This window comes from Paraburkholderia sp. MM5477-R1 (assembly GCF_050436385.1).
Taxonomy (GTDB): domain Bacteria; phylum Pseudomonadota; class Gammaproteobacteria; order Burkholderiales; family Burkholderiaceae; genus Paraburkholderia; species Paraburkholderia tuberum.
This window is the reverse complement of sequence record NZ_JBNDMC010000003.1, coordinates 1,085,073-1,102,740: the sequence shown is the minus strand read 5'-3', so window position 1 is coordinate 1,102,740 and position 17,668 is coordinate 1,085,073. Positions and strand designations below refer to the sequence as shown.

General features: G+C 62.0%; 19 protein-coding genes and 1 tRNA gene. 13 read left to right on the top strand and 7 right to left on the bottom strand.

The genetic code is table 11. The features are described 5' to 3' along the window. Positions 1-91: 91 nt before the first annotated feature. Complete coding sequence (locus OKW35_RS08330) at positions 92-1,306, bottom strand: MFS transporter (RefSeq protein ID WP_429407744.1); 1,215 nt, start codon at positions 1,304-1,306, stop codon at positions 92-94. 251 nt (positions 1,307-1,557) lie between these two features. Between OKW35_RS08330 and OKW35_RS08325 the strand changes: the two genes are divergently transcribed. Both OKW35_RS08325 and OKW35_RS08320 read left to right on the top strand, forming a co-directional pair. Continuing rightward, on the top strand, positions 1,558-2,220 hold the full coding sequence (locus tag OKW35_RS08325; RefSeq protein WP_429551690.1) for a HugZ family protein: 663 nt from the start codon (positions 1,558-1,560) through the stop codon (positions 2,218-2,220). A gap of 404 nt (positions 2,221-2,624) precedes the next feature. Then, a complete protein-coding gene (locus OKW35_RS08320; protein WP_008921239.1) occupies positions 2,625-2,927 on the top strand; it encodes an H-NS family nucleoid-associated regulatory protein in 303 nt (100 codons plus the stop codon). 185 nt (positions 2,928-3,112) lie between these two features. Here the strand turns inward: OKW35_RS08320 and OKW35_RS08315 are convergent, their stop codons facing one another. Beyond that, entirely contained in the window at positions 3,113-3,316 is a 204-nt protein-coding gene (locus OKW35_RS08315; protein WP_187612135.1) for a hypothetical protein, read from the bottom strand. On the opposite strand from OKW35_RS08315, the gene OKW35_RS08310 reads away from it, so the two are divergent. Further along, positions 3,305-4,498 (top strand): cation diffusion facilitator family transporter, encoded by a 1,194-nt coding sequence (locus OKW35_RS08310; RefSeq protein WP_429551689.1) that lies wholly within the window; start codon positions 3,305-3,307, stop codon positions 4,496-4,498. The genes OKW35_RS08315 and OKW35_RS08310 overlap by 12 nt on opposite strands. Positions 4,499-4,561: 63 nt before the next feature. On the opposite strand, the gene OKW35_RS08305 is transcribed toward OKW35_RS08310, so the two are convergent. From OKW35_RS08305 to OKW35_RS08295, 3 genes are all read right to left on the bottom strand, one after another. After that, the gene (locus OKW35_RS08305; RefSeq protein WP_012431468.1) at positions 4,562-5,020 is read right to left on the bottom strand and encodes an Lrp/AsnC family transcriptional regulator; all 459 of its coding nucleotides are present in this window, start codon (positions 5,018-5,020) and stop codon (positions 4,562-4,564) included. 90 nt (positions 5,021-5,110) lie between these two features. Next, positions 5,111-5,743 (bottom strand): exonuclease, encoded by a 633-nt coding sequence (locus OKW35_RS08300; RefSeq protein ID WP_090802665.1) that lies wholly within the window; start codon positions 5,741-5,743, stop codon positions 5,111-5,113. Beyond that, complete coding sequence (locus OKW35_RS08295) at positions 5,740-6,384, bottom strand: MBL fold metallo-hydrolase (protein WP_184060827.1); 645 nt, start codon at positions 6,382-6,384, stop codon at positions 5,740-5,742. Before OKW35_RS08295 ends, OKW35_RS08300 begins: the two co-directional genes overlap by 4 nt. Before the next feature lie 648 nt (positions 6,385-7,032). Between OKW35_RS08295 and OKW35_RS08290 the strand changes: the two genes are divergently transcribed. Further along, positions 7,033-7,638: a septal ring lytic transglycosylase RlpA family protein gene (locus OKW35_RS08290; protein ID WP_184060825.1), complete on the top strand. Its 606-nt coding sequence runs from the start codon at positions 7,033-7,035 to the stop codon at positions 7,636-7,638. Positions 7,639-7,758: 120 nt separating this feature from the next. Here the strand turns inward: OKW35_RS08290 and rsmI are convergent, their stop codons facing one another. Continuing rightward, the gene (gene rsmI, locus OKW35_RS08285; RefSeq protein WP_429356447.1) at positions 7,759-8,643 is read right to left on the bottom strand and encodes a 16S rRNA (cytidine(1402)-2'-O)-methyltransferase; all 885 of its coding nucleotides are present in this window, start codon (positions 8,641-8,643) and stop codon (positions 7,759-7,761) included. A gap of 88 nt (positions 8,644-8,731) precedes the next feature. On the opposite strand from rsmI, the gene OKW35_RS08280 reads away from it, so the two are divergent. The 5 genes from OKW35_RS08280 to OKW35_RS08260 all read left to right on the top strand — a co-directional run bounded on the left by OKW35_RS08280 (position 8,732) and on the right by OKW35_RS08260 (position 11,195). Next, complete coding sequence (locus OKW35_RS08280) at positions 8,732-9,154, top strand: YraN family protein (RefSeq protein ID WP_429551841.1); 423 nt, start codon at positions 8,732-8,734, stop codon at positions 9,152-9,154. A gap of 142 nt (positions 9,155-9,296) precedes the next feature. Continuing rightward, positions 9,297-9,884 (top strand): phosphoheptose isomerase, encoded by a 588-nt coding sequence (locus OKW35_RS08275; RefSeq protein ID WP_429551688.1) that lies wholly within the window; start codon positions 9,297-9,299, stop codon positions 9,882-9,884. 26 nt (positions 9,885-9,910) lie between these two features. Next, a complete protein-coding gene (locus OKW35_RS08270) occupies positions 9,911-10,702 on the top strand; it encodes a BON domain-containing protein (RefSeq protein WP_184060819.1) in 792 nt (263 codons plus the stop codon). Positions 10,703-10,710: 8 nt separating this feature from the next. Next, positions 10,711-11,055 (top strand): c-type cytochrome, encoded by a 345-nt coding sequence (locus OKW35_RS08265; RefSeq protein WP_429551840.1) that lies wholly within the window; start codon positions 10,711-10,713, stop codon positions 11,053-11,055. A gap of 64 nt (positions 11,056-11,119) precedes the next feature. Continuing rightward, a tRNA-Ala gene (locus OKW35_RS08260) sits at positions 11,120-11,195 on the top strand. A 134-nt stretch (positions 11,196-11,329) separates the two neighbouring features. On the opposite strand, the gene OKW35_RS08255 is transcribed toward OKW35_RS08260, so the two are convergent. Continuing rightward, positions 11,330-12,898 carry a phage integrase central domain-containing protein gene (locus OKW35_RS08255; protein WP_429551687.1) on the bottom strand — a complete coding sequence of 523 codons (1,569 nt, stop codon included), beginning with the start codon at positions 12,896-12,898 and terminating at the stop codon, positions 11,330-11,332. A gap of 895 nt (positions 12,899-13,793) precedes the next feature. Here OKW35_RS08255 and OKW35_RS08250 point away from each other — a divergent pair. The 4 genes from OKW35_RS08250 (at position 13,794) to OKW35_RS08235 (ending at position 17,301) form a co-directional block, all read left to right on the top strand. Continuing rightward, positions 13,794-14,792 carry a hypothetical protein gene (locus OKW35_RS08250; RefSeq protein WP_429551686.1) on the top strand — a complete coding sequence of 333 codons (999 nt, stop codon included), beginning with the start codon at positions 13,794-13,796 and terminating at the stop codon, positions 14,790-14,792. Between the two features lie 278 nt (positions 14,793-15,070). After that, complete coding sequence (locus OKW35_RS08245; RefSeq protein WP_429551685.1) at positions 15,071-15,319, top strand: helix-turn-helix domain-containing protein; 249 nt, start codon at positions 15,071-15,073, stop codon at positions 15,317-15,319. Next, complete coding sequence (locus tag OKW35_RS08240) at positions 15,319-15,597, top strand: hypothetical protein (protein WP_429551684.1); 279 nt, start codon at positions 15,319-15,321, stop codon at positions 15,595-15,597. Before OKW35_RS08245 ends, OKW35_RS08240 begins: the two co-directional genes overlap by 1 nt. Before the next feature lie 240 nt (positions 15,598-15,837). After that, positions 15,838-17,301 (top strand): DUF3987 domain-containing protein, encoded by a 1,464-nt coding sequence (locus tag OKW35_RS08235; protein WP_429551683.1) that lies wholly within the window; start codon positions 15,838-15,840, stop codon positions 17,299-17,301. The last annotated feature ends 367 nt before the right edge of the window (positions 17,302-17,668 follow it).

The following is a 17,668-nucleotide window of genomic DNA, read 5'->3' as shown; positions in this document are numbered from 1 at the left end:
AGGCGGCGTCGGGCCGCACTTCGATTTGCCGCCAAAGAGGCACGTGGGCCGTCAGGCTTGCGTGCCTCTTCTTTTTGGCGTTGCGTTTGCGTCAGATCTTCAAACGCCGCAGCACCTTCGGCCCGACGAGCGCGATCATCGCGGCGCACACGGCGACGACCGACAGCCCGATCGTCAGATTGGTCACCTGCGCGACCGCACCGATGATCACCGGTCCGAGCAGCAACCCGAAATAGGCCAGCCCCGCGACGTGCGCGAGCCCCTCGGCCGCGTGGATGCCCTTCACGCTCGCGGCCGCGGCGAACAGCACCGGCATCATGTTCGCGAGGCCCAAGCCGATCAGCGCAAAGCCGGCGAGCGCGGCCACCGGATTCGGCAGCAGCAGCGCGTCGACCATCCCGGCGCAGGCGAGCGCCGCACTGATCATCACGAGTTGCGGCGCGCCGAAGCGGGCGCGCACCGCGTCGCCGGCAAAACGCGCTGCCGCCATGCCGCCGGAAAACGCCGCGTAGGCGGCGCTGGCGAGCGCGGGCGTGGAGAGCACGACATCGCGCATATAGACCGTGGCCCAGTCGTACATCGCGCCTTCGGCGATCAGCGCGACCAGCGCCATCGTGCCGAGCGCCCACAACGCCGGCGAGCGCCAGCGGCTCGCGCGCGGCGTCGCGGCATCGGGATGCTCGGCGTGCGGCACGTGCGGCAGCACCGACGGGCACGCGAGCACCAGCACGAGCGCGCTGGCCGCCGCGGCGAGCGCGAGATGCACAGCCGGCGCCATGCCGCGCGACAGCAGCGCCCCGCCCACCGCCGCGCCGAACATGCCGCCAAGGCTGAACATCCCATGCAGCGACGACATGATCGGCTTGCCGAGCGCCTTTTCGACGGCGCTCGCTTCGGCGTTCATCGCGACGTCGAGCGTGGCCATGCCCGCGCCGAAGACGGCCAGCACGATCAGCACGATCCAGTACGCCGGCACGACGAGGATCAGCGCGGCGCAGGCGGCCATCGCGAGGCCGCCAGTCAGGCAGGCGCGGCGCGTGCCGACCCGCGCGATCCACGACGCATTGGTCACCATCGCGCCGATCGATCCGCCCGCCACCGCGAACAACGCAAACGACAGCATCGCCGGATTCAGATGGAAGCGGTCGCGCACCGTCGGCACGTGCACGCCCCACGAGGCGTACATCATGCCGGCGATGAAAAATACCGCCATCGTGGCAACGCGTGCGCGTTGCCGTGCGGTGACGGACAGATTGCGATGCGCGGCGGGCAGGACGGCGAATTCGGAGGCTTGGTGATCGGGCACGGAGGTCTCGAGGCGAAGTGCGCGAGAAAGCGCATTGAAAGCGGATCTTCGATTCTATCGAAGCGTGGTGGCGAATGCTTGGAGCCGTGGGATCGGGCGCATACGATTGATAGGCTGGGGGATGCAACCTGGCGGTATTGCCGGCTGTCATGCCATGGCACGCCGCAGTTGGTTTTTGGATTGCCGTGCGCGGCGGCTTTTCTGCCGCTCACCGCTTTCCGTTCATTCCTAATTCAACGAGGAACGCTCAGTTGAACATTCCGGCTCACGCTCCGCTGCATCTGCTGCACACGGCCGCGGTCGGCACGCTCGCCACGCACGCTCGCCAGCCCGAGGGCTTTCCGTATCCGTCGGTGCTGCCGTTCGCGCCGGACGCGCGGCATCGTCCGACGATCCTCGTGAGCCGGCTCGCGGAGCACACGCACAACCTGCACGCCGATCCGCGCGCCGGTTTTCTGGCCGTCGACGCACCCGACGGCGACGTGCTGGGCGGCCAGCGCGTCACGCTGCTTGGCCGCTTCGAGCCGGTCGGCTCGAGCCCGGAACTGGCGCGGCGCTACCTGCGCTATCACCCGGACGCGGAGCGCTACCTGATTCTGGGCGATTTCACGTTCTGGATCATGGAGGTCGAGCGGCTGCGCTACATCGGCGGCTTTGGCGCGATGGGCTGGCTCAATGGCGCCGAACTCGATCCGCTGCCGCCGCTTGCAGTCAGCGAGGAGGACGCGCTGATCGCGGAATTCGGTCACCGGCTGAGTGGCACGGGCGGCGTCGAATTGCTGGGTGTCGACCGTTATGGCGCCGATCTGAAACGCAACGGCGTGCGCCACCGTTTCGCATTCGATGGCGCCCGGTCCGATACCGGGACATTGCACGCCGCGCTCGAAGTCTGCATCGAGCGGAATGCGGATTAAGTATTTATCGTTTATCGAGAAAGCGCGCGTGCGCCAGTCGCGACGAACGGGTCTGATCTTTGTCTCAATAGTGCGCGGCTTATCCAAGCCAAAGCTTTCATGCCGTGAAATGTTCGATGTGCAATGGACCGCTCAAGTCTCATTTCTTGATAGTTAAATCGTGTAAATATGCAGATGAGTGGACTTTTTTAGCGACATGCGAAATCAGCGATTAGAAAGGCCGTAGTCCGACCCAAAAGCAGCGCAGGAAACTTTTTGAAACGAATTTAAATTAATTTTTTCCGGTTGCTTATCCAGCCTTTCTATTTTGTGTTAATCTCGCCGTCAAATTCCGAGGCATGAAACCTTCAAAGGCGAGTCGGCAAAAGACCGGCGGTCATTTATCCATACCACAAGGGAAACCTATGTCTTCTTACAAGGAACTGCTCGCACAGCGCGAGAAGCTCGAAAAGCAGATTGAAGAAGCGAAGTCGCGCGAATACGCGGAAGTCTTGAATGAAATCAAGCAGAAGATGGCGGATTACGGCATTTCGCTGAGCGAACTCGGCGGCGGCCGCGCACCGAAAGGCGCTAAAGCGAGCCGGCCGCGCGCAGGCGTCGCGCCTAAATATCGCGATCCGGAAAGCGGCAGCACGTGGTCCGGTCGCGGCAAGCCGCCGCGCTGGATTGCGGGTCTTGATCGCGAAAAGTTTCTGATCCAGAAGTAATCACGATCAGGCGGGCAGTGAGGGTTGGCCGCACGTAGTACGAATAGCGGCGATCCACCGCGTTTTATAGCCTGCTGCAGAATCTGAAAAAGCCGCGCACCGTTCAGGGCGCGGTTTTCGTCATTTGCGGCGCCGAGTTTTTTGTCGCATGCGCTTCAGGCAACTGGAACGCGAATGCTTTTCGTTTAGATAAGCGATTGATTTAAAAAGGTTTTTTTCCGCTTTTCCCTGCGCGCGCGATTCGCGGCGGCTACAATAACGATAATTGACATTTCCGCCACTTCAGCATGCAGTCCGCCGCGATCGCCCAAACCACCGAGAAACAACGCGTTGCGCGCAAAAGTACTTTTGCGAGTATTGCGCTCAATAGCGTGTTGATGACGCTGCAAATCGCCATCGGCACGATCGCGCACTCGCAGGCGCTAGTTGCCGACGGTGTCCATTCGCTTGCCGATCTTATTTCCGATTTTGTCGTGCTGATTGCCAATCGGCACAGCGGGGCCAAGCCCGACGCGGATCACAATTACGGGCATAGCCGTTATGAGACGGTGGCGTCGTTATTTCTCGGCGCGCTGCTGATCTCGGTCGGCGTCGGCATGTTGTGGCGCGCCGGTACGCGGCTCGCCGACCTGCAAAATATTCCCGCCGTGCACATGAGCGCGCTCGCGGTCGCGGCGCTCGTGCTGGTCTGCAAGGAAGCGCTGTTTCGCTACATGCTGCGCGAGGCGAAGCGCGTGCGTTCCGCGATGCTGATCGCGAACGCATGGCACGCGCGCTCGGACGCGGCGTCGTCGCTGGTGGTGGGGATCGGCGTGATCGGCAGTCTCGCCGGCTTGCGGTTGCTCGACCCGATCGCGGCGGCCATCGTCGGTTTCATGGTCGCGCGCATGGGCTGGACCTTCGGTTGGGACGCGCTGCAGGATCTGTCGGACCGCGCGCTCGACGAAACCGCCGCGGCCGACATGCGCGCATTGCTGATGTCCACCCCCGGCGTGCGTGACGTGCACGAAATGCGTACGCGCAAGATGGGCGATTTCGCGCTCGTCGACGCGCACATTCTGGTCGATCCGATGATTTCGGTATCGGAAGGGCATTACATCGCGGAGTCGGCGCGGCTGCGTGTGCTGACCGACAAGCGCGTGCTCGACGCGCTGATCCACGTCGATCCGGAAAACGATGCGCTCGCGCATCCACCGGTCGATCTGCCGCCGCGGGAGCGCGTGACCGCCGAGGTCGACGCGGCGCTGGCGGCCTGGGGCTTGCAGGCCGCTGGGATAAATCTGCACTACCTGAGCACCGGGCTCGACGTGGAGGTGGTGTTACCGGCGGCGGCGTCCGTTGAAGGGCGCGCTGCGGACGGCCCAGAGGCCGCGCGTCTGCTGGAAAGCGAGGCGCAGTCGCTTGGGCGCGTCGATCTGGAGGCGCTCAAGCGTCGTCTCGGCGCGCGCAAGCTAGACGTGCTGCTGCAACGGGATATCTCGGCCGCGCAAGGCGGTTCGGTGGCGGAACTCAAGACCGGCGTCGCCCCCGGCGGTCGGTCAATCGCCACGGAGCCTCACAACGCCGCCTGAGTCCGATGAGTTTCGGACACCCGATGCCGCGAACCTTCATGCCGCCCGCGGCGGCGGCATGCGTCACAACGGCAACTGCGTATCGAACTTGATTTCGCGCAGCACGACGCTCGTCCGCACCTGCGCGACGGCTGGAATCTTGAAAATGCGTTCGTGCAGGAAGCTGTCGTACGCCTTGATGTCCGGCGCGACGATCTTCAGGATGTAATCGGATTCACCGGTCGTGCTGTAGCACTCGGTCACTTCGGGGCAGGTGGCGATTTCCCGCTCGAACTGCTCGACGCCGCCTTCGGTGTGGCGCGTCAGATGGATATGCGCGAGCGCGCACACATGCAAGCCGAGTTTTTCGCGATCGAGCAGCGCCGTGTAGCGCTGGATCACGCCCGACTGTTCCATGTCCTTGATGCGCCGCCAGCACGGCGTGCTCGACAGCCCGACCTGGTCGGAGATTTCCTGCACGGAACGACGTGCGTCGAGCTGCAGTAGGCGCAGGATCTTCTGTGAGAACGTATCGAGTGTCAACTGCGCCTCCGTTAGCGTCGCCGTATCAACGCATGGTAGAGGGCGCGAAAACGAAACGCAATGTAAAACGGCTCTCGCGAGCGAGATTGCCTAATTTACCGGGTCGGGAGCGGCGTTTTGCCCTGAGCCGTCCCCATCATCCTTGCCATCCCCCGGCAGCTCGGGCTGACGCGCGCGCAGGTCCTTCAGCATGTTGCAAAAGAGGGCACCCTGCTCGATCGCGTCGTCGAGCGCGACGTGCGTGTGCGGATGCTCGTCGAACCAGTGCTTCGGAAAGCGCGGCTTGATGTTCTTGCGGTACGGCAGGCCGGTCATCGCGAACGCGAGCGTCTTGATGTCGAGCGCCGACCACGAAAACGGGCAGCGGCCGACGAAGCGCATCATGTACCAGAACATATAGGTGAAGTCGAAGCCGGCGGGCATCGCGACGAACACCGGCTTGCCCGGCAGCGCCTCGACCCATTCGACATAGGCGGTCAGGGCGGCCTCGGGTTTCTGCAAGTCCTGGCGGCAGGCCGCCCATGCTTCCGGCTGGGTCTTCCACCACGCTTCCTGAACCGGATGCGGCGCTGCGCCTTCGAGCAGTTCGAGATTCGCCGAGAACGTCGCGATCAGCTGCTTGTCTTCGGTGTATGCGGCGGATGCGAAGCTCAGCATCGAATGCGGGCCGGGGATCGGGCCGTCCGCTTCGACGTCGGTACTCACATAGATTTCGCTGCTCATGCGCCCACTCCGTCGGCGACGTAGGGATTCGTGCGGCGCTCGGCGCCGAACGTCGAGGTCGGGCCGTGGCCGGGCACGAACGTGACGTCGTCGCCGAGCGGCCAGAGTTTGTCGCGGATCGAGCGGATCAGGTCCGCATGATTGCCACGCGGGAAATCCGTGCGGCCGATCGAGCCGGCGAACAGCACGTCGCCAACTAGTGCAAGCCGGTGCGCGCGGCTGAAGAAGACCACGTGGCCCGGCGTGTGGCCGGGGCAGTGGTAGACCTCGAGGGTTTCGTCGCCGAAATGCACGGTGTCGCCGTCTTGTAGCCAGCGGTCCGGCTCGAAGGCGTCGGCGGCCGGGAAGCCGAAGCGCGTGCTCTGGTCCGGCAACTTGTCGAGCCAGAAGCGTTCGTCGGGATGCGGACCTTCGATCGGCACGCCGTAGTGGCTGGCGAGTGTCTTCGCGCCGGCGCAGTGATCGATGTGGCCATGGGTCAGCAAGACCTTTTCGACGGTCACGTTCTGCCGCGCGATCTCGCGCTGGATCATGTCGAGGTCGCCGCCCGGATCGACGACGGCAGCGTGCCCGGTGGCCTCGCAAACGAGCAGCGAGCAGTTCTGCTGGAACGGCGTGACGGGGATCAGGGTGACTTTCATGGCTGGACGACGCGCTGGGAAAACGTTGATTGTACCGGGCCTCGCGACAGCCTCCGCCGCCCATGCGACGGGGCCGGCTCACGGCCCGTCTCGGACTTTCGTATGTCCATTTTTGCGATAAATGTGAAGATTGATCAAGTTTTTGAGCAGCTCACCATCCCAAAAAAAAGTTTTGGGTATAATGGACTCCATGCACTAGGAATTGTGCTGCCACAAGGCGATGCGTTCCCACAAAAAGGGAATGCCGCTCGCCGTTCAAGTAAGGGCTGTCGGAATACCGACGGCCATCAGTATCGATGCGTTCGATGCACACGTCTTGCCCAGCCAGGCGCCGCGCGCCTGCTACGGAATTAATCTCCGTGACGCTGGGTGGGGCCTACGCCGCCGTTCCTGCGCGCTGAGTTGCGCGCGCAAGAACGTGTCATTGCCACGTTCAGTTGGCGGCATGTGGGGTCTGGTCAGGCTGCCGGGGACAGGTTGCGCCAGACGTGAAAATTAACCGTGCGGTAGCGGCTGAGTGAGCCGTATCCGGGCTTTGACGTACTGCGCATTTTCGCGCGGCGCGTTGTCGTCCCTACCGCCGGAGCCGCAAGCAACATACCCAGCAGTTTGCGGGTGACGCGGCTCGACAATGTGATTGCACGTCTTATGAAAACTCGGCTAACCCGTGGTGTAGGGACTCTTTTTGCCTTTTTTGTACTGGCCGGCTGTGCCACGCCTCCGGGCGCGCCCGATACGTCCGCGAACGACACGCCGCAAAGTACAAAGAACATGCACCTGAGCTCTTTCGGACCGCAATCGTTCGGTAGCGCGCCGGCCTCGAGCCCGAGCGCGTCGAACGCGCCCGCGTCGCCGCTGGCTGACGCGCAGCCGCTCACCGACGACGGCGTCGACGTCGCGGACTTCCATCAGATCGGACGCGCGTCATGGTACGGACGCTTCTTCCACGGCCGCCGCACCGCCAATGGCGAGCGTTACGACATGCATGCCATGACGGCCGCGCATCGCACGCTGCCGCTCGGCTCGTACGTGCGCGTGACCAATCCGGCCAATTCGCGCTCGGTGATCGTACGGATCAACGACCGCGGCCCATACGCCCGCGGCCGCGTGATCGACCTGTCGATGGCGGCCGCCGCCATGCTCGACATGCGCCACACCGGCACCGCGCGGGTCAAGATCGAAGGGCTCACGCAGCAGGAAGCGCGCGCCGAGTTGAACGAGACGCTCGCGTCGAACTCGGATTCGAACAAGTGATGTGACGTTACGTGGCGATGATGCCGCGTCGGCTGAACCAACCGTCTGCAGAAAATCGAAGGGCCGCGACATGCGGCCCTTTTCTGTTGCCGTCAGCCTTTTACCCGCCGGGCTCGACCCTCACGTTTCGGGCTTGTCTTCCTTCAGCGCCAGCGCGCGCGCGTACAACACGTTGCGCGATGCGCCCGTGAGCGCCGCCGCGACCTTCGCCGCGCTGCTCACCGTCAATTCTTCCAGCAGGATGCCGAGCAGCGCGTCGTGATCGTGCTCGCCGGCCGCTTCGGGCGCCGCGCCTTCGACCACCAGCACGAATTCGCCACGCTGCCGGTTCGCGTCGGCAGCGAGCCACGTTGGCCCTTCGGCCAGGGTGCCCTGGTGCAGGGCTTCGTGTAACTTCGTCAGTTCCCGCGCGATCAGCAGACGGCGTGTGCCGCCGAACGCATCGGCGAGCGCCTGGACCGTCTCGACGATCCGGTGCGGCGCTTCGTAGAACACCATCGCGTGAGGATGTTGCGCGAGCGCTTGCAAGGCGGCGGCGCGCGCCCTCGGCTTCGGGGGGAGGAAGCCGAGGAACGAGAACGTCGCGACCCAGTCGCCGGTCGCGCTGAGCGCGGTGGCGAGCGCACTCGCGCCGGGCAGCGGGACCACCACGAAGCCGGCCTCGCGCACGGCATCGACGAGCTTGGCGCCGGGGTCCGAGATGCCCGGCGTGCCCGCGTCGGACACGTAGGCCACGCGCTCGCCGGCCTGCAGATACTCGATCACGCGCTGCGCGGCGGTGCGCTCGTTGTGCTGATGCACGGCGACGAGCGGCTTCGAGATGCCGTAGCGCGCGAGCAGCTGACCGGTGTTGCGGGTGTCCTCGGCGGCGATGCGGTCCGCGAGTCCGAGCACGTGCAGCGCGCGCAGCGTGATGTCGGCGATGTTGCCGATCGGCGTGGCCACCACATACAGCGCGGCGGCGGGGTACTGCTGCCCTTGCGCGAGTTCGGAGAGAGGAGTCATGACACGGAAGACACAAACAGACGGAACGAGGCCGACATTGTGCCATGTGGGCTTGCGCGAGCAGGCCGTGCCGAAGACTGCGCAAAAGATGCCCATAAACGCCGGTCCAAAAACCGCCCACAACTTTTCCTGCGCTCACCAGTCCAAATCCGTCGGCGCGGCTTTCGAAGCACGCGCGCGAGAATATTTGCAGCGCCAGCGTCTGCGCTTCGTGGCGCGCAACGTCACCTGTCGGGGCGGCGAGATCGACCTCGTGATGAGTGATCGTGACGGCGCGCTGGTGTTCGTCGAAGTTCGCGCGCGTGCGCAGCTGCATTATGGCGGTGCGGCTGCGAGCATCGGTTGGCAGAAGAGACAGCGCATCGTGCGAGCGGCGCGGCACTATCTCGCGACGCGCGCCACGACGACCCGCGGCCCGCGCGACGAACCCGCGTGCCGTTTCGACGTCGTCGCGTTCGAGAGCGGCAGGCTGGTGTGGTTGCGCGATGCGTTTCGCGCCGACGAAGTCTGACCGACAGCGCAGACAACGCGCGTGAGTGCGATAAACTTGCGCTCGCGTGCCGCGCGAACTCATCGGCGGCCACAGCCTGGCAGTATGACTTCACAACACGGCCGCGCAGTGCGGTCCATTCGCGGTAGAAGATAGAGACTCGATGTCAGTCGAACGCATCCAACAACACTTCCGCGACAGCGCGGCAGTCAAACTCGAAGCCCTCGAAACCCTGTCGATGCCGATCGCCGCCGCGATCGACACGATGTTCGCCGCGCTCGCCAACGGCAATCGCATCCTCGCGTGCGGCAACGGCGGTTCGGCCGCCGACGCGCAGCATTTCGCGGCCGAGCTGATCGGCCGCTTCGAGCGCGAGCGGCCAGGTCTGCCGGCCATTGCACTCAGCACCGACACCTCCGTGCTCACCGCGATCGCCAATGACTATTCGTTCGAACAGATCTACGCGAGACAGGTCTGGGCGCTCGGTCAGCCCGGCGACGTGTTGCTCGCGATCACTACATCCGGCAATTCCGCGAACGTGCTGGCCGCGATCGAAGCCGCGCATGAGCGCGAAATGATCGTCGTTGCGCTGACCGGCAAGGGCGGCGGACGCGCGCAGCAAGTGCTGAGCGACACCGACATCCACGTGTGCGTGCCGTCCGACCGCACGGCGCGCATCCAGGAAGTGCACCTGCTGACCATCCATTGCCTGTGCGACGGCATCGATGCCATGTTGCTCGGCGAAGACTGAGACTGATTTCGAAGGAGAGCTAGTTGATGAGCGTTTTCCGCATCAAGAAGACACTGGTGAGAACCGTGCTCGTGGTCGGGTTCGCGGCGGGCCTGTCGGCCACGCTGCAAGGCTGCTTTCTCGCCGTCGGGGCCGCGGCGGGCGGCGGCGCGCTGATGGCGACCGACCGCCGCACGCTCGGCGCGCAGACCGAGGATCGCGAGATTCAGGTGAAGGCGCTGTCGCAGATCAGCCAGAATCTGCCGGACTCCGCGCACGTCAACGTCACGGTGTTCAACCGCCGCGTGCTGCTGACCGGCGAGGTCGCGGGCGAGGCGTCGAAGCAGCGTGCCGAGAGCATCGTGCGGAACATGAACAACGTGAATACGATCGTCAATGAACTGGCGATCGCGCCGGCGAGCTCGTTCTCGTCGCGCACCAACGACACCTACCTCGAAACGCGCGTGAAGACCGCTCTGATCGCCGAGAAGAACATTTCGGCGAACAATTTCAAGGTCGTGGCCGAGCGCGGCAACGTCTATCTGATGGGCCTCGTCACGATGAATGAGGGCAATATCGGCGCCGACGTCACGAGCCGCGTGCCGGGCGTCGTGGAGGTGGTCAAGGTGTTCCAGTACATCCAGCCGCAGGAAGCCGAAGCTGCTGCTGCCGCCGGTGCGACGGCGCCGGTGGCCGCCTCGCAGCCCGAGGTCAGCGAGCCGACGGTCGGCGCGATTCCCGATTCGTCGGTGAGCGCGCGGCCGCTCGATCAGCAGGCGCCTGCGCCGGTCAACTCGTCGACGTCGGTGCGACCGGGTAATCCGAAGGCGGTGCCTTGATGCGCGGTATGAGGCGTGCGGGTGTCGTGTTCGCGTTGGTGGTCGGAGCGACGGCGGGCGCGATGACGTCGGTTGCTCGCGCGGCCGAGGTGCCGCGCGGCCAGCAGGTCGCCGCCGCGAATGCGTGCATGGGCTGTCACGCGGTCGATCGCAAACTGGTCGGTCCGTCGTTCCAGCAAATCGCCGCGAAGTACAAGGGCGACGCGCAGGCGCCGGCCAAACTCGCGCGCAAGGTGAAGGACGGCGGCTCCGGCGTATGGGGCATGATTCCGATGCCGGCCCATCAATCAATGAGCGATGCGGACATCCGCGCGGTGGTCGACTGGGTGCTCGCGGGCGCGCCGTCCAGATGAGGTTTTCCCGGGGCTGGAGGCTTGGCAAAAGGGAAAATGGCTGTGCTAGAATTATTTTTGTGTTGGGGGGGTAGCTCAGCTGGGAGAGCGTCGCGTTCGCAATGCGAAGGTCGAGGGTTCGATCCCCTTCCTCTCCACCAAGAAAATCAAAGGGTTACAGGTAATTTTCCTGTAACCCTTTTCTGTTTCTGCGGCTCATGTAACCGCCATGTAACCGGATTTGGTACACGCCAATCCATATAGATCGCCCTGCCGGGTAGAGCTGTGGGACCGCTTACGGTTCGCGCGGGTCAGGCGCGCTGTCGTCACGCTTGTTGTCGTTGTCCGGCGATGCAAGGCCGGCTTCGGCCGTCGCTTCGTTGATTTGCCGAATGCTCAATCGAGCGCCGTTTGTCCTGCTCTTCAGGATGCCCCGCAGCTCCTGGAAGGCGCTCTTCGTGTGTGCGGCCCTCAACTCGGCGCGGCCATTCGGCAGCAGGTGCAGCTCCACCTTCCCGCCGGGTTCGATGCTCAGGCGCTGCAATACCTCCTTCGAGAACGTCACGCGGCCCCGCGCGGTGACAGGTAGCGTGCTCATGGCATCGTCACCGCCAATTGCTGTCACCTCGTGACGCAAAAATTCGCACGCCTCAAATGTTTCTCGGCCGCTTCGGCCCTGTATTCGACCCAGTTTAAGCCGATCCAAGTAATCTGCCCAAGCCTGCATCATCGCGATCCGATCCTCGATAAAGCGGGTGCGGTTGAAGGCGTTACCAAGCGCACCGGGTACGCTGTGGGCCAGTTGGTGCTCGATGACGTCGGCAGGGAAGCGGAGACGCTCATGCAGAATCGTGCGCGCCATTGCGCGAAAACCATGGCCGGTGATCTCCGTTTTCGTGTCGTAACCGAGTCGTTGAAGCGCGGCATTGATAGCCGCAGCGCTCATCGGTTTTCTGCGATCGCGGCCCGGGAATACGTAGCGCCACTGGCCGGTGAGCGCCTGCAACTCCCTCAAAACTTCAACTGCCTGCGTGGCAAGCGGCACCAGATGCTCAGTCTTCGTCTTTGAAACGGTATAGCGCCATTGGCCCTGCTCGAGGTCGATTTCCGCCCATTCGGCCTGCCTCAGCTCGCCGGGCCGCACGAACAACAACGGCGCTAACCGCAGGGCAGCGTGTACGACAGGGGTGCCCGAAAAGCCATCAAAGGCGTGGAGCATCTCGCCGACCTCTACGGGATCCGTGATCGAGGCGAAACGAGTATGCCGATTCGGTCGCAGCGCGCCGCGTAGGTCGGCGCTGACATCGCGGGTGGCGCGCCCGGTCGCAACGGCGTAGCGGAAGACCTGCCCGCAATTCTGATGGAGCCGATGCGCGGTATCGTGAGCCCCTCGCGACTCGGCCCGACGCAGCACTTCGAATACTTCCGGTGGAGTGATGTCCGCAATGGGCCGGAAGCCAAGCCACGGGAACAAGTCCTTCTTCAGGCGTCCCATGATCTTCTCGGAATGGCTGGACGCCCAACCTGGAGCCTGTCTCTCGAACCACTCCAGCGCAACCGCCTCGAAGGTTGCCGCCGCGTTGAGCCGGGCCAAGCGCTTCTTCTCTTTCTTAGCCTGTCCCGGGTCAACACCATCTGCCAACATCGCACGCGCCTCGTCGCGTTTGCGGCGAGCATGGGCGAGTGTGACGTCAGGGTAGACGCCAAGCGCCAGCCGCTTCTCGCGGCCGAGAAAACGGTATTTGAGGCGCCAGTACTTTCCCCCTGTGGTTGTGATCTCAACATACATTCCGCGACCGTCCGAGATACGATACGTCTTCGTTCGTGGTGCAGCCCGGCGAACTTCCGGATCGGTAAGCCGCATGGGCACCTCCCTTGGCGTAGGGGGCAGAGATTTTCGGCGATGCGAGCAAGTGGCCGGCGCCCTAAAGCTGAATCCGAGAGACTCGGCTGTCAACGAACTTCTCGGGAGAGGAGCCCAGAAAGCCCTATGCTGCGCGAGGGGTTGCGGGTTCTTTCGAACTACGTGGACGTTGCGATGTCAGGGCTCTTCTCCCGCAATGGTGACGCGACGTCACGTCCGGCGAGGCTCGGGATGAGTATCTCGAGAGCCGCCAACTGCTCTGGAGCGAGCGCCATTACCACTACGATCACCCGCAGCATGCCACCCCAAAACGCATGGCAAGGACATGACCCGGGCCGGCGCTCTGGCCGAAGGCAGCAGCAGGTTCCATGCCGCCGGCATCTACCGCACGATTTTTCCGCACCCGTCGGATCACCGCGTGCCCGCTTCTCTGGAAACCGTTGCTCTTCAAGTTCCGCGCACCCCGTTGCCATTCATATTTAGGTCGGAAACAATATACTTTCGGGGGCGGAAAGATGTTGCGGGAAACACGCAAAGAGTCGCCGGGCGAGCTGAAAAGGATCGCTGACAGCGAATACGCGTTTGCTATCGCAGTTGCGCTGAAACAGGAAGTGGGGATTCGAGAAACACTGCGAAGAAGCTGGCACGCGTCACCGGCGCAAGCGAGCGGACTGCGCGGAATTGGATGTCGGCGATACGAGGCCCGAGCGCATTACATCTGGTCCATCTCGCACAAAACTTGGTAGCGGTGGGTGCGGTCCTAGCAGTTCTCATCGGGGCTGACAGTTACTGGCCAGAAAGCCCAGGCACCGCCGTATTACTTTTGAATCAGGCTGTCGAAATTCTGATTGATGGACCGGCATAGTTGAAGGAAAACTAGTTTCACGGGGTGTTTATGGCCATGGTCGTGACGGGTATCAAAGACGAAGAAATCGAGACACTTCTTAAAGAGGAATACTGGCCGATACTCGCCGGAGCACTTCTAGTCTGTGGGATAGACCCGCGGACTAACGAGGGGCCGCTCGATGAAGCTCAATGCCAGGGCCTTAAGATTGCCGATCCCAGGATCCCCCCGGCACTACGGATACTCGCATTGTGGCGCAGCCAAATTGGCGGCGGCGACCTGGCTCGGCCTCGGGATTTTCTGTCGTGGTGCAAATACCGCAACATCCACGAGGTTGATGCGTTTCTTGAACGTACACGAATCGCGGTACCAGGGTTCAAACCCGAATGGATTCTTCGCGCGCAGAACATGCAGCGGACAGCGCAGGCCTATGGCATTGGCGACCGTACTTGGGGCGTTCCAACAATTGATGCCGAAGCAAACACATGGTTTTCGGACTCGAAGAGAATCGCTTCTCTTGATCGTCCCTCAGCAGATCGCAATGTATCTGAAGTTTCGTTTCCGAAGGTGCAAACGGTCGAAGAAGCCGTACCCCAAGGCAATTCAAGACCTACACGCAAATCGCCCCCCTTCTTCCTGGAGCGATTGATGAAGATGAACGATCCTCCAGCGCCCCTAACTTCGGATGTCGTCGCGGACGCGTTCGGTGGTCGAATCGGATGGAGTCGGACAGACTTGAAAAAAATGCTCGGGGACTCGAAGTCTTATCGTTGGTTACATGAAGCGAGAATCAATCCCGGCGCTGCACCGCATTCAACGGTGCATTGGCATCCCTTTGTGGTGGCCTGGGCATTGGCTCTTGGCGACGGACGCGTCAAAAATAAAAAGGTCCTACACGACGGTACAAGAACATCCGAGCGGACAATTGTGAAAGTCTCGCTTGAAACGTTGGATAACGTGTTCGCGTGCCCGGGAATGGCAGAATGGAATGATCGATGGATAGCAAGTGAGCGTGCAGAGCTTGCTAGCCGGGTCAAGTATGGGGAATGAGCTTGCCCCGGCCCCTCACGTCCCATCGCTGGTGAATTTCTCACCTGGCGTCGCAGGCTAACTCCGGATGCTTACGGTACATTGTTGCCTGATCGTCCTAAATTTACGGTAGTCCTCGTAGCAAATCAGCGCCAGTCAACGAGGATACTTACGGTAAAGCGGCCGGACCTCTTACCGTAAATGATCCTCCCTCCAACTGCTCGCCCAACCCAGTGTTGGCGAGTAGCCAGCCCCACCACGGTGGGTACTCAAATGGCTACAAGTTGGAGGGTTCCATCATGCAGCAATGCTTTAGCCAAACGACGCACGCTACTCCGTATCAGAAGCATGTCGAGCAGCAGCCGGCATTCCTGACGCTTCCGAACTGGACGGTTGAAGAGACCGCCACCTATCTGCGCTGCGAGCCGCAAACTATCCGCAAGGCGATCTCGACGAAGGGCTCGTATCACGGCCTGAAGCCGCGCCGCTTTGGACGTCGCTGGTTCTTTCGCGCGGCCGACGTGCGGTCGATGCTGGAGGCCGCCTAATGAGCCAGTCACCGAACGGCCTGCAGCCGGCATCCAAGTTTTATAACGATGTTGATCGTCACAAGCTGCGCAGTCTGAAACCTGATCCAATGGCTGAGACGCGCGCTCGTTTTCACGAACTCTTTGACGACGTCAAGTATGCCAAAGAAAGCGGCGCGTCTGTCGCGGAAATCCTGCGCGTGCTGAAGGATCTCGGCGTGGATATCGTGCGCGGAACGTTCGAGCGTTGGTACGACGCCGAGTGCAAATCGCGTACGTTAGGCAGCGACTCCAATTAAACGTGACAGCATCGATCGGTGTGGCAATCACAGCATCGGCCATATGTCGTCTATGCAGCGGAATACTCTTCAATCACGGCACCCATGTGGTGCCATTTCCATATTCAATCCATGTATCAATACGGCAATAAACGATTTACGTCGAGGTGGAGCGATCCGCCTCGAGACATATTTCGCGCGGCTGATGCTGCTCCAGTCAATAAGGAAGGCTGGGGGCTCGATGATTTCGCGGAACCAGGCATGTCGCCGAGTGACATGCCGCCGATGATGGCGGCGCTTGTCAATGAACTTGGCGACACGACGAGCGATGACGTTGCTCCAATGATCAAGACCACGGTGCTCGGCAATCTCGCGCTGTCTGTGCAAGGTCTGTACGATCAGGTGAGGCCGAACTGCGCACCCGGTCCGTGCGCGTTGCTGACCATTCCGTTGGCGGAGACGAGTGCGTTCAAGTCGACCATCAGAAAGGAGCTCGAAAAGCCGATTCTCACGTTCGAGCGAAAGCAGGCGGCAGAGCTGGCGAAGAGCGATAACGCCTCGAAAAGCGAGCACCGGATCTGGGCGATCCGACTCGATGTTTGCGAAAAGCAGCTCAAGAAGGAGTGGAACCGTCCACTTCGTCGCAAGCGCCGGAGTCTTCAGCATGAACTGATTATGGCTCGTGAGCCGGGCAAGAAGAAGCCGTTGCAACTGCTGTATGCTCATGCTACATGGCAAGGCTTGTTCTTCGGGATGGCAGAGCACGGACCGGTAGCAGGTCTGTACTTCGATGAAGCGAGCCGTTTTACCAGTGGGCCGCTCACCTCTGCACTCGACCTGATCAATAGCGGTTGGGACGGCTCGGATTTTCGTAGCAACCTGAAAACGACGGGCAACACCAGAATCACCGGTATATGCCTGACACTTGTTGCTGCGTTGCAGTCCCGTCCATTCCGTCGATTCGTCGAGGGCAAGGGGCAGGATGCAGACGAACTCGGTTTCCTTGCTCGCTGCCTGGTGTCACACTCGCCTAAACCGGATCGACGTGGTATCGCCGGCAAGCAGGGTGTTTCAACGGCAGCACGTGAGCATTACTGGAGCTGGTCTGAGCGTCTGCTGACGCGCCTGGGGGAGAAGTTGAGCGCAGGCGATGTCAGCCGAAAGCCTGTGCCAATGAGCGCAGATGCCAAGCGGCAGTGGATCGCCGCGTTCGAGTGGTTGGCGCAGTCGGTACGTGCGGGTGGCTGCTACGAGCCGATCGAGAACTACATCGCCAAGTGTGCGGAGAACATCGCGCGCATCGCGCTGATTTATGAAGTGACGGAGAACGAGCATCCGCTTGATGTATCGCTCGAAAACATGCGACGTGCTATTCGCATGTGCAAGTGGTTTACGGAACAGTACATCCAAATCTTCGGTTCGATGTATATCCCGGTCGTGCAGCAGGATGCAGTGCAGATGAAAGCGTGGTTGCGCGATTACCATCAGAATACCGGCCAGATGCACGTGAGTACGCGCATCGTGCGTCAGTATTGCTGGGGCGGTCGTGAATTCCGTCACGATAAAAAGCGCGTCGATGCCGCGCTGGACTATCTTGAGGTCGAAGGCGTGATTGCTCAGGGCGGTTACGGCTCGCGCAAGTTCATCTGGTTAAGCACGAACCACTTCGGCATCGGTGCCAGTGCCGTCAGTACGCTGGGCGGGACCTCGCTTCCTCCGCGGTGACCGGGGCGTGCTCGAATCGGTGCTACGGTGCTACATGTAGACCTGTAGCACCGATTTTTCGCCTTGTGGCGCAGCTTGCGCTTGTTTTTGGGGCGGGCGCCGTCTTCGTGACCGGCAGGCAGAGCCTGCCGCATTTATTCTGGACCGTCCAACATTTTCGTGTTCTTCGCTGTATCGATCCGATACGATACGTGCCGTGCGAGAGGGGCGCAAAGCTCCTGTTCGTATGTGCAATGTGTCTGCCCGGCAGGCATCACGACACGTCGTATTTGAGCATGCAGATGATGAAACAATCTTGTTTGCATCATCCTGCCGGACGAAATCGGCCGTAACTCAGAAGAATCGATCTGTAACGATCGATGTCAAC